9 protein-coding genes are annotated in these 11,927 nt (G+C 65.1%); 3 read left to right on the top strand and 6 right to left on the bottom strand.

Features of this window, described 5'->3' with window-relative positions; all coding sequences use genetic code 11:
* Positions 1 to 137 precede the first annotated feature (137 nt).
* A complete protein-coding gene (locus tag UC34_RS15710) occupies positions 138 to 557 on the top strand; it encodes a VOC family protein (RefSeq protein WP_044456277.1) in 420 nt (139 codons plus the stop codon).
* A gap of 104 nt (positions 558 to 661) precedes the next feature.
* Positions 662 to 1,366: a fumarylacetoacetate hydrolase family protein gene (locus UC34_RS15715; RefSeq protein ID WP_044456278.1), complete on the top strand. Its 705-nt coding sequence runs from the start codon at positions 662 to 664 to the stop codon at positions 1,364 to 1,366.
* A 922-nt stretch (positions 1,367 to 2,288) separates the two neighbouring features.
* On the opposite strand, the gene glpK is transcribed toward UC34_RS15715, so the two are convergent.
* From glpK to UC34_RS15735, 4 genes are all read right to left on the bottom strand, one after another.
* Positions 2,289 to 3,791, bottom strand: coding sequence for a glycerol kinase GlpK (glpK, locus tag UC34_RS15720; protein WP_044456279.1), 1,503 nt, complete (start codon positions 3,789 to 3,791; stop codon positions 2,289 to 2,291).
* Between the two features lie 137 nt (positions 3,792 to 3,928).
* Entirely contained in the window at positions 3,929 to 5,416 is a 1,488-nt protein-coding gene (gene glpD / locus UC34_RS15725) for a glycerol-3-phosphate dehydrogenase (protein ID WP_044458261.1), read from the bottom strand.
* A gap of 361 nt (positions 5,417 to 5,777) precedes the next feature.
* Positions 5,778 to 6,617: a DeoR/GlpR family DNA-binding transcription regulator gene (locus UC34_RS15730; protein WP_044456280.1), complete on the bottom strand. Its 840-nt coding sequence runs from the start codon at positions 6,615 to 6,617 to the stop codon at positions 5,778 to 5,780.
* A 233-nt stretch (positions 6,618 to 6,850) separates the two neighbouring features.
* On the bottom strand, positions 6,851 to 7,357 hold the full coding sequence (locus UC34_RS15735) for a hypothetical protein (RefSeq protein WP_044456281.1): 507 nt from the start codon (positions 7,355 to 7,357) through the stop codon (positions 6,851 to 6,853).
* Positions 7,358 to 7,891: 534 nt separating this feature from the next.
* On the opposite strand from UC34_RS15735, the gene UC34_RS15740 reads away from it, so the two are divergent.
* Positions 7,892 to 9,043 (top strand): glycerate kinase, encoded by a 1,152-nt coding sequence (locus UC34_RS15740; protein ID WP_044456282.1) that lies wholly within the window; start codon positions 7,892 to 7,894, stop codon positions 9,041 to 9,043.
* A 144-nt stretch (positions 9,044 to 9,187) separates the two neighbouring features.
* On the opposite strand, the gene UC34_RS15745 is transcribed toward UC34_RS15740, so the two are convergent.
* A complete protein-coding gene (locus UC34_RS15745) occupies positions 9,188 to 10,594 on the bottom strand; it encodes a bifunctional 2-methylcitrate dehydratase/aconitate hydratase (protein ID WP_044456283.1) in 1,407 nt (468 codons plus the stop codon).
* Positions 10,595 to 10,723: 129 nt separating this feature from the next.
* Positions 10,724 to 11,917: a 2-methylaconitate cis-trans isomerase PrpF gene (gene prpF, locus UC34_RS15750; protein WP_044456284.1), complete on the bottom strand. Its 1,194-nt coding sequence runs from the start codon at positions 11,915 to 11,917 to the stop codon at positions 10,724 to 10,726.
* Positions 11,918 to 11,927 lie beyond the last annotated feature (10 nt).

Raw genomic sequence — 11,927 nt, forward strand, 5'->3', positions numbered from 1 at the left:
GTATCGAAAATTTTGTGTCTGAGCGGTCGAAATATTCGTTTTTCATTACTTTTATCGATGGATAGAATTTACAGCAAATCCGCGCCTTCATCGGCGCCCACCGGATTGTTCAACCCCACATGCGCCCGGAGACTTCCATGGCCACGCCGCTTTTCCATCTCGCCTTTCCCGTTCACGACCTCGCCGCCGCACGCCAGTTCTACGGCAACGTCATGGGCTGCGCCGAAGGTCGCAGCTCGGATCACTGGATCGACTTCGATTTCTTCGGGCATCAACTCGTCGCGCATCTCTCGCCGGACGAGGCGGGCAAGCGCATCACGAACCCGGTCGACGGCGACGACGTTCCCGTCCCGCATTTCGGCGTTATCCTTGACATGCCTGCATGGCATGCCCTGGCCGAGCGACTGCGCGCCGCTGGCACACGCTTCGTGATCGAGCCGCATATTCGGTTCGCCGGGCAAGTGGGCGAGCAGGCTACGCTGTTCTTCTACGATCCGTCGGGCAATGCGCTGGAGTTCAAGGCGTTTGCCGACATGTCGCAGGTCTTTGCCAAGTAAGTGAAATTTCCGGCGTGCTCCGGGACCGACTCCCGCAGCACATCGGTTGATGTGGGTAAGTGCTTGTCGTCGATTTTCGTTTTACATCCGCCGAGAGTTTTCTCATGAGTCAATTCGTTATTTCGGCCCCGCCTCAGGCGTCGGTCGCCGTCGCCGGCAGCGACGCCCGCTTCCCCGTTCGCCGCGTGTTCTGCGTTGGCCGCAACTACGCCGCGCACGCCCGCGAGATGGGCAGCAACCCGGACCGTGAACCCCCGTTCTTCTTCATGAAGCCAGCCGACGCCGTCGTGCCCGCCGAGGGGACACTGCCTTATCCGCCGCTCACGAGCGAGTTGCATCACGAGATCGAACTGGTCGTCGCCATCGGCGCCGACGGCGAGAATGTCGATGCACGCGACGCACTGTCGCTGGTGTGGGGGTATGGCGTTGGCGTGGATCTGACGCGTCGCGATCTTCAGCAGCAAGCCAAGGACACACGACGCCCCTGGGATTGGGGCAAGGCTTTCGACGCCTCGGCGCCCTGCGGCCCACTTCACGCCGTGGCGGATGTCGGGCATCCGAAGGAAGGCCGTGTATGGCTCGACGTCAACGGGGAAAACCGTCAGACCGGCGACCTCAACGAGCTGATCTGGTCGGTGCCCGATCTGATTGCCGAGATCTCTCGCAGCGTCAAGCTCGCCGCCGGCGACCTGATCTTCACCGGCACGCCAGCCGGCGTCGGCCCGCTGGAACCCGGCGACAAGGTGAGCGCCGGCGTAGCAGGCGTTGGCGAGATCGCCTTTACCGTCGGCAAGAAACCCGCTGCCTGAGCGCATCCGCGCGAGGATGACGTTTCGACATGTCGTCCTCGTCGCGTTGCGGGTGCCTTGCATGTGCCTCTCGTATGCCTTGCGGGCGCTTCAAGTGCGCCTCGCATGATGGCAAGGATATCCACAGCAACTGTTGATAACCCTTTGCATAAGTCGCATGTCGGCGGCGCAATCGCACGTCGGCATTGACTGTCAAGTGCCTTGCCTAAATTGCCGTCACTTTGGCCGTCATGCTTGCCATCGACGCACGAACGCGGGGGCAGCCGAGACATCGTTCGCCTGCCCCCCGTCCACGTCGCCTCGCGACGGCAACGCACCTTCGCACGCCCCGGCGAGGGCATCACGCGTTCAAACCTGAAACGTTTTTCACCGAACGGCGCGAGCACCCCCGTTTCAGTTAACGAACTTCTTTGACGATTCAAGGAGTTGCGTGCATTGGCATGCTTCTCGCATCAACGAAGGGGCAAGCCGTCCGCACTCGGGGAAGTCTCTTCGCCAGGCCGACCGCCTCGGGAATCACGCCATGCACGCCACATGGCCCCGGCACGCCCGATGCCTATCCCCTTGCCGGGAGCGCCCCGGGTGTGGACGGATTTGCACCAGTCATCGCGCACGACATTGGCGACGCGATGCGCTTGGATGAGGGGAATCTACGGGGAGAGGATCATGCAAATGCGCCGCACCGGGCCTTGCGCCCTGAGTCCCTGCGTGAGGTCGCTCGCTCCGGCGAGTCCGGCCAAGTCGGCCCGTCGGCATCCGCGCGAGCGGTGCGCCAGCTGGCGGCACCGCCGGCACGACGCCATCGGTGACCGCCGTCATGTCGCGCCCGGTCGGGCGCTGCGCTGAAATCTTCCCTCGTCAGGCGAGTTCAGCATCTCTCGGTGGCGCACGGATATCGGTCGGATCGGACGGATGTCCGCGCTCAGCTATCTTCGGCCCACGCCTTCGCGGCCCGCACCGCGCGTTGCCACCCGCCGACCGCGCGACTGACATCGCTCTCGGAGAGCTGGCGCGCGAAGCGCCGCTGCAACTGCCACTGCCGTTGGAGCGTATCGATGTCCGGCCAGTATCCCACTGCGAGGCCAGCCAGATAGGCGGCGCCGGCGGCGGTCGTCTCGATCACGCGAGGACGCACGACGTCTGCACCGAGCAGGTCGGCCTGCCATTGCATGAGCAGATCGTTCGCGGCGGCGCCCCCGTCCACGCGCAACTCCGACACATGCAGACCGGCATCGGCTTCCATGGCGCGCAATACGTCGAGCGTCTGAAAAGCGATGCTGTCGAGCGCGGCGCGCGCGACGTGTGCCGCAGTCGTGCCGCGCGTGGCGCCGAACAGCGTGCCGCGTGCGTGCGGTTGCCAGTGCGGCGCGCCCAGTCCGGCAAAGGCCGGCACGAGGACCACGCCGTCCGCATCGGGCACGCTCGTGGCGAGCGCTTCGACGTCGCGCGAATGGCGAATGATGCCCAAGCCGTCACGCAACCACTGCACCACGGCGCCGCCGATGAAAATGCTGCCCTCCAGTGCGTAATCGACACGATTGCCGATCTTCCATGCCACGGTCGTGAGCAGATTGTGGCTGGACGCCTGCGGCTTGTCGCCGGTGTTCATGACCATGAAGCAGCCGGTGCCGTAAGTGTTCTTCACCATGCCCGGCGAGAGGCACATCTGCCCGAACAGGGCGGCCTGCTGATCGCCCGCGATGCCTGCAATCGGCACCGGCGCGGAGAACAGCGGCGTGGCGGTGTGCCCATACACTTCGCTCGACGAACGCACTTCGGGGAGCATCGCGCGCGGCACGTCGAGGAGCGCGAGCAGTTCGTCGTCCCAGTCGAGCGCGTGGATGTTGAAGAGCATCGTGCGCGAGGCGTTCGACACATCGGTGACATGGAGTTTGCCGCCGGTGAGATGCCACACGAGCCAGCTATCGACCGTGCCGAACGCGAGATGCCCCGCCTCGGCCGCCTCGCGTGCACCGTCGACGTGATCGAGAATCCAGCGGATTTTGCTGCCGGAAAAGTAGGAGTCAATACGAAGACCGGTGCGGCTCGCGACCAGCGCCTCGTTACCCTGCGCGCGCAGTTGCTCGCAAAAATCGGCGGTACGCCGGTCTTGCCACACGATGGCGTTGTACACCGGCTCACCCGTGCGGCGATCCCAGACGACGGTGGTTTCGCGCTGATTCGTGATGCCGATGGCAGCGATGTCCGCGCCGCCGATACCGGCGTGCGTCAGCGCTTCGGCGGCCACGCCGGCCTGCGTCGCCCAGATCTCACGCGGATCGTGTTCGACCCAACCCGGGTGCGGGTAAATCTGGCGAAACTCCTTTTGTGCGGTCGACACCACATGACCGTCACGGTCGAACAGCAGCGCTCGCGAGCTGGTCGTGCCCTGGTCGAACGCGAGGATGTACGCGCCTGCTGACATAGCCTTCGTCTCCTTGGATCGTTATGGTTTTGTGCGCCGCGCGCTGTGGGGGGCAATACGGCGGCAATACGGCTACGGTGCGGCGGCGGTGCGGCTGCTACACGGCGATTGCACGGTGATTGCCGTGTGGCAGCCGCTCAGGCCGCCATTTCCAGATGCTGCGCGAACCACTTCGCCACCGCTGCCTCGCCTTCCTTGCCGACGTGCAGACCGAGTTTGGTCCGGCGCCACAGCACGTCCTGCGCGGTGCGTGCCCACTCATGCTGGACCAGATAGCGCAGTTCGGCCTCGTAAAGCTCGCCGCAGATGCGTTGGCCGAGGCCGTCGAGCGAATCGGCGTCGCCCACCAGCACATGCGTGCGCGTGCCATAAGTATGGGCGTAACGGTGCGCCAGCGACGCCGGCAGCCACGGCATTTGCGCGCGCAGCGAGGTCTCGAAGACGCCCGCGTCCGGCTGGGCCATGTCGCCGCCCGGCAGCGGCGCACCCGCCGTCCAGTCGCCATGTGTGAAGCCGAGCGCGCCATGCAGGTGGGACATGGCTTCTTCCGCAAGACGGCGGTACGTCGTGATCTTGCCGCCGAACACCGACAGGAGCGGCGCGCGCGTGCCGGGCGCGTCGAGTTCGAGCTTGTAGTCGCGCGTGACCGCCGACGGATTGGAGACGTCCTCTTCCATCAGCGGGCGCACGCCCGCATACGTCCACACGACATCGCCTTGCGTGATCGGCCGGGTGAAGTACTCGCTGGCCGACTTGCAGAGGTAAGCGACTTCGTCATCGTTGATCGCCACATTGGCCGGGTCGCCGAGATACTCGATGTCGGTCGTGCCGATCAGCGTGAAGTCGCGCTCGTACGGAATGGCGAAGATGATGCGTTTGTCGGGATTCTGGAAGATGTACGCGTGGTCGTGATCGAACAGCTTGCGCGTGACGATATGGCTGCCCTTGACGTTGCGGATGCGATGCGTCGCGCTCTGACGCAGTACGTCCCCCAGCAAATGTCCCACCCAGGGCCCGGCCGCGTTGACGATGGCGCGCGCGCGCACGGTCTGACGCTCGCCTGTCGTCGTTTCGAGCTGCGCGGTCCACGAATGCTCGCCGCGCTGCGCACCGACCAGACGCGTGCGCGTGAGGATCGTGGCGCCACGCTCGGCAGCGTCTTGCGCGTTGAGCACGACCAGACGGGCGTCCTGCACCCAGCCGTCCGAGTAGACGAAGCCACGTGTCAGATCGCGCCGCAGCGGTGCGCCCGCCGGGTGCTGGCGCAGGTCGATGCCGCGCGAGCCCGGCAGGATTTCGCGGCGGGCGAGGTGATCGTAGAGAAACAGGCCCGCGCGAATCATCCACGCGGGACGCAGATTCGGCATGTGGGGCATGACGAAGCGCAGCGGCCACATGATGTGCGGCGCGGCTCGCAGCAGCACTTCACGTTCTTGCAACGCTTTGCGTACCAGCCCGAATTCGTAGTATTCGAGGTAGCGCAGACCGCCGTGAATCAGCTTGGTACTGGCAGACGAGGTGTGCGACGCCAGATCGTCCTGCTCGACGAGCAACACCCGCAGACCGCGTCCGGCGGCGTCGCGCGCAATGCCCGTCCCATTGATCCCGCCGCCCACGACCAGCAGGTCATAAGGGGCTGGGGGAACGGCAGCGGTCGACGAGGCAGAAGGGACGGCCTGCGCTTGAGCGGCCAGTCCAAGGGGCGAAGACGATTGGGCGGATGTCTGCACGACGCTACTCCGAGCGATGCGGGTCAATTCAGAAAAGTTCGGAAATGTTCGTTTTTGACGAATTACTGTTCGTTTACGAACATCGGTCTTCGAATTCTAACAGATCACGCAAAATGAGTTTCGAATTCGCACATTTCATTGGGCCAATGTGCGAATTCGCGTGATTCGGTGTGCCCTCTGCTTCCTGTGCGCCTTCCGTAGACGTCCTGCATTCGCCGAATGACCCGACGAATGACCTACCGAATCACCCGGTCGTTCAGTGCGCCACGTGCACCAGCGTGCCCGCCTCGTCGATCACGGCCTGCATGGCGGGCGGCACGGGGCGGTCGGTAAATAGCGCGTCGATTTGCGACAGATGCCCGAGCCGCACAAGCGCCGGGCGACCGAATTTGCTATGGTCGGCCGCGAGAAACACCGTGCGGGACTGCGCGATGATGGCTTCGGCGACCCGCACTTCCCGGTAGTCGAAGTCGCGCAGCGTGCCGTCGGCATCGATGGCGGAAATCCCGACGATGCCGAAGTCGACCTTGAACTGTCGAATGAAATCCAGCGTCGCCTCGCCGGTCACCCCCTGGTCGCGCGCGCGCACCACACCGCCCGTGATGATGACCTCCGCATCGGCATAGCTGCTCATCATGGCCGCCACGTGCAGGTTGTTCGTGATGACGCGCAAGCCCCGATGACGTGACAACGCCCGCGCCACGGCCTCCGTCGTCGTGCCCAGGTTGATGAACAGCGAGGCGTGATCGGGAATCTGTTCGGCAAGACGCACGGCGATGCGACGTTTTTCATCGGCCAGTTGCGTCTGGCGGGCGTCGTAGGCCTCGTTCTCGGCGCCGCCCGGCAGACCGACACCTCCGTGGTAACGCCGCACCCACTTGCGCTCGGCGAGGAAGTTGATGTCGCGGCGGATCGTTTGCGGCGTGACATCGAAGCGCACAGCCAGTTCGTCGACCGTCAGAAAACCGTCGCGGCGAACGGCGTCGAAGAGCGACTGCTGGCGGGCATTGAGCGAGGCCTGAGCGGCGTCAGCGGATTCGACAGAGTCGGCGGATTCTGCGGGTTCGAGTGAGTCAGCGGATTCGGTATGGGACATCGGCACGCACGCGGATAAAAGCGCTCGCGCAGCCGGGCGGCCGCGCGTTCGCCGTCATGATACTCCGCCGTTGTATGACGCCACAGTGACAGCAGCATGACGGCGTTGCGCGGCGAAGCCTGGGCCCGTGAGGCCGGCGGGAAGGGGGTGCAGAACGACTGAAGTGAACAAATCGGCCGAATTGAACGAATGGGCCGACCAGCCGACTTACTCGCGGCCGGGAACGCCTTGCCTCAGAGGCACTGACGCACAGCGTCTGCGAGCGATTGCGGCCCGGTCGAGCCGAGGTAGAGCGCCCCTTCGCTGCCTGGCTTGTGCGGGGCAAGATCGAGAATGGCGAGGATGCCATCGTCGTTCGACGACAGTTCGAGCGTCTGGCCAGTGCCTGCTTTCGTTCGCTGAAGACGGGCATACGGCAATTGCTTCTTCCAAAGCCGGGCGGTGCAGGCGCTCACCCGCACGAGCGTTTTCTTCGAGGAACCCTGCCAGACCGCGCCGTTGTTGCGGGCGTCGTCGATCGTGTCGCGGTATGCGGGCAGCGTCTCGACTTTTACGTTTTCCGGTGCAACGTCGGCCACGCTGCCCACAGGCGGATCGTCAGGCGACGCCGACACGGGCGCCGTTTGCGCGCACCCGCCAAGCAGCACCACCAGCGTCACGCCGGCGAGCGCCGTCGCACGTGCGACACCACGCTGCGCCTTGCGCATCGCGTCGGAATTCGTAATGATGCCCCGGTCCATGGCCCCGCTCCACACTGGCAAATCGTTATCGCACGCCTCAGCCCGGCATCGCCCGCCGCCATAACCGGCGGGGCCTTCGGGTGATCTCATGCGGTATCTGATCGAGGCGCGTCATGCCCGACGACCTGGGGATGTCTTGATGCATCCGTGCCGGGTCGCCCACGCGCCGTGTTGTTCATTGATGTTGGCTGGCGCGCCGTCGCCTGCGTCTGCACTCGCACGGCGAAGCGATTCGCACGCCGTGCAGCCTATCGGGCGACATACTGCCAGTAGGCGCTCATCTTACTCGTGTTATTCATAGCATGGCAATTCGCGCAATGCGCGCAGGCCCGAATCGCGTATATTGCTGGTTTCTGTCACACTGCGCCGCACCGCCTCGCGTCCCACCCATTGCGAGCCGGCGTGCGCCCGCTCACCGGAGACCGGACTCACGGTCCTGCCGACACGCCATAAGCGAAAACCACAAGCGGAACGAGTTTGCCCTGCGGCGCACGTGAACCCTGCCAACCCCTTTTTGCGACTGTCCCGATTTCCATGTCCAGCAATGCGCAAGCCCCGATCATCGTCATCGCCCCCGATTCGTTCAAAGGTTCGCTGAGTGCGCCCGAAGTAGCCCAAGCCATCGCCTCCGGTATTGCGCGTGTGCTGCCGCAGGCCGATCTGCGCCTGCGTCCGATGGCCGACGGTGGCGAAGGCACGCTCGACGCCCTGCTCTCTGCGGGCGGACGCCGCGTGCCCTTGTCGGTGCGCGGTGCGGGCAGCGCCTCGGTGACGGCTGAGTACGGCGTCATGCCGGACGGCACGGGCGTGCTGGAAAGCGCCAACGTCGTGAGCATCACCGATCCGGTCGGCATGCAGACGCCGGTGGCCGAACGCTCGACGCTGGGACTGGGCGAGTTGCTGCGCGCTTTGCTCGATACGGGCGCGCGCCGCGTGCTGATCGGTCTGGGCGGCAGCAGCACGAACGATGGCGGCGCGGGTCTGCTTGTCGGGCTGGGCGCACGCCTGCTCGATGAGGCCGGCGCGGAAGTCCAACCGGTGCCGGCCGCACTGCATCGCGTGGCGTCGATCGATCTGAACGGACTCGACGCCCGCCTGAAGGATTGCGAACTGATCGCCATGTCGGACGTGAACAACCCGCTCAATGGCAAGCAAGGCGCGACGGCAATCTTCGGGCCGCAAAAGGGCGTGAGCGAAGCGCAGGTCGAACCGCTCGACCGCGCCATCGCGCATTTCGCCGGCCATGCGCATCGTGCGTTCAACGCCAGTGAAGCCGCGAGCCGCGCAGGCGCCGGTGCGGCGGGCGGGCTGGGTTTCGCGTTGCATCTGCTCGGCGCGCAGTTCCGCTCCGGTGCGGAAGTGGTGGCCGAGCGCGTGGGGCTGCCGCAAGCCGTGCAAGGCGCCGACTGGCTGATTACCGGCGAAGGTCGCAGCGATGGCCAGACGCTGTCGGGTAAGACGCCGATGATCGCCGCACAGGTCGCCATCAAGGCCGGCGCCACGGCGTCGCTGCTCTCGGGCGCGATCGACCGCAGCGCGCTGGAGAGCCTCTCACGCGTGTTCTCCGGGTGCTTCTCGCTGACGTTCGGTCCGACCACGCTGGAAAAGGCTATCGCCGACGCCGCCGGCTTGCTCGCCGACAGCGCGGAACAGATGACGCGTCTGCGTTATACGCATAAGGGTTGACGCGCAGGCGGTAGCGCAGAGATTTCCCATTCGACTCGCGGATCGTGACGACCGATCACGATCCGCAGAAAGTCGGCGGCCTGTTCGTTGTCCGCATGCAGTGGCGCCCGCGTCACCTGTGCGGATGTCATGCGTGTCGGCGCGTCACACCATCAAATCGACAAACTGGTGCACGGGCATGGCTTCGAGCCGTTGCCGGTCCAGTGCCACGTCGAGAATGCGGGCCTGCGCGCGGGCGGCAAAGCGCCGGGCGAGGTTCGTTTTGAATTTCTCCACGAGCAACGGGATCCCCTCGTCGCGACGCCGCTTGTGACCGATCGGATATTCGACGAGCACCTCATCGAGTGCAGTGCCGTCGTTCAGGACGACGCTCAGGCCATTGGCAATCGAGCGCTTGTTGGGATCGTGATAGTCGCGCGTGAACTGCGGGTCCTCCTCGCACACGATCTTCGCCCGTAAGGCATCGATACGGGGATCGGCGGCCACATCGTCCTCGTAGTCCGCCGCCGTCAATCGGCCAAACAGCAACGGCACGGCCACCATGTACTGAATGCAGTGATCGCGATCGGCCGGATTGGCGAGCGGCCCCTGCTTGTCGATGATGCGAATGGCCGCCGCGTGCGTGCGAATCTTCACCGAACGGATGTCCTGCGCGCTGCGTCCCATCGCCGCCAGTTGACGGTGCAGCGTCATCGCCGCCTCGGCCGCCGTCTGCGCATGAAACTCGGCGGGAAACGCGATCTTGAACAGCACGTTCTCCATCACATACGACCCGTAAGGTCGCTGGAACACGAACGGCTTGCCTTTGAAGAGCACGTCGTAGAAGCCCCACGTCCTGGCCGTCAACACCGACGGGTAGCCCATCTCGCCCGCGCGCGCCATGAGCGCCAGACGCACGGCGCGACTCGTGGCGTCGCCCGCCGCCCACGACTTTCGGCTGCCGGTGTTCGGTGCATGCCGGTAGGTCCGCAGGCTTTGACCGTCGACAAAGGCCAGCGAAAGCGCGTTGATCAGTTCGTCGCGCGACAACCCCAGCATCTCGCCGACGACCGCCGTCGACGCGACCTTGACCAGCACCACATGATCGAGCCCGACCTGATTGAACGAATTCTCCAGCGCCAGACAGCCCTGAATTTCATGCGCCTTGATCATCGCCGCAAGCACGTGACGCATCGTCAGCGGCGGCTGTGCCTGCGCAATCGCCGTACGCGAGAGCCAGTCGGCCGTCATGAGAATGCCGCCGAGGTTGTCAGACGGGTGCCCCCATTCGGCGGCGAGCCACGTGTCGTTGAAATCGAGCCAGCGGATCATCGCGCCCAGACTGAACGCCGCCTGCACCGGATCGAGCTGATACGGCGTGCCGGGCACCTTCGCGCCGTTCGGAACGATGGTGCCCGGCACGATGGGGCCGAGCAGCTTGGTACACGCGGGATACGACAGCGCTTCGAAACCGCATCCGAGCGTGTCGATGAGACAGTAGCGCGCGGTCTCGAAGGCGAGATCGCTGCCGATCTCGTATGTCAGAACGTAGTCTGCGATATCGCTAAGCACCGCGTCGGGCGGAGGCGGCCCATTCCATGGCCCTGAAGGGCTGGATGGGCTGGATGGGCTGGATGGGCCGGATGGATTCGAATGACCTGCGGACATCGACGACCTCCTATGACGCGGAACCGTTGACGATCAGAAGGCGTCTGCAGGAATGCGAACCCAGCCTTCCATCAGCACGCGGGCGCTACGGCTCATGATGGCCTTGGTGACCGTCCATTCGCCGCCGTCTTCCTTCGCTTGCGCGCCCACGCGCAGCGTTCCCGACGGATGACCGAAGCGCACCGCGTTGCGCTCGCCGCCGCCTGCCGCCAGATTCACGAGCGTGCCCGGAATCGACGCGGCGGCGCCAATACAAACCGCAGCCGTACCCATCATCGCATGATGCAGCTTGCCCATCGACAGCGCCCGCACCAGCAGGTCGACATCGTCTGCGTTCACGGCCTTGCCGCTAGACGCCGTATACGCCGCGGGCTTCGCCACGAAAGCCACCTTGGGGGTGTGCTGTCGCGTCGCCGCTTCCGACACGTCCTTGATCAGCCCCATGCGGATCGCGCCGTACGCCCGGATCGTCTCGAACATCGCGAGCGCCTTGGGGTCGCTGTTGATGGCGTCCTGCAGCTCGGTGCCCTTATAGCCGATGTCCTCCGCATTGAGGAAGATGGTCGGAATGCCGGCGTTGATGAGTGTCGCCTTGAACGTCCCCACGCCGGGGACTTCCAGGTCGTCGACCAGATTGCCGGTCGGGAACATCGCCCCGCCGCCCTCACCGTCCTCCTCGGCGGCCGGGTCGAGGAATTCGAGCTGCACTTCGGCGGCGGGAAACGTCACGCCGTCGAGTTCGAAGTCGCCCGTCTCCTGCACCGCACCGTCCGTCATCGGCACGTGCGCGATGATGGTCTTGCCGATGTTCGCTTGCCAGATCCGCACGACCGCCACGCCATCGCGGGGCACGCGCGCCGGGTCCACGAGACCGCTGCTGATCGCGAAGGGGCCGACGGCCGCCGACAGATTGCCGCAGTTGCCGCTCCAGTCGACGAACTTCTGGTCGATGGACACTTGCCCGAACAGATAGTCCACATCGTGCTCCGGTCGCTCGCTGCGGGCGATGATGACCGTCTTGCTGGTGCTCGACGTGGCCCCGCCCATGCCGTCGATCTGCTTGCCATACGGGTCGGGGCTGCCGATGACACGCATGAGCAGCGCGTCGCGCGCGGCGCCCGGTGTCTGCGCGGCCTCGGGCAGGTCCTGCAAGCGGAAGAACACGCCCTTGCTCGTGCCGCCACGCATATACGTGGCGGGAATACGGATTTGTGGCTGATGCGCCATCACGTCTCTC

It is taken from the genome of Pandoraea vervacti (assembly GCF_000934605.2).
GTDB lineage: Bacteria > Pseudomonadota > Gammaproteobacteria > Burkholderiales > Burkholderiaceae > Pandoraea > Pandoraea vervacti.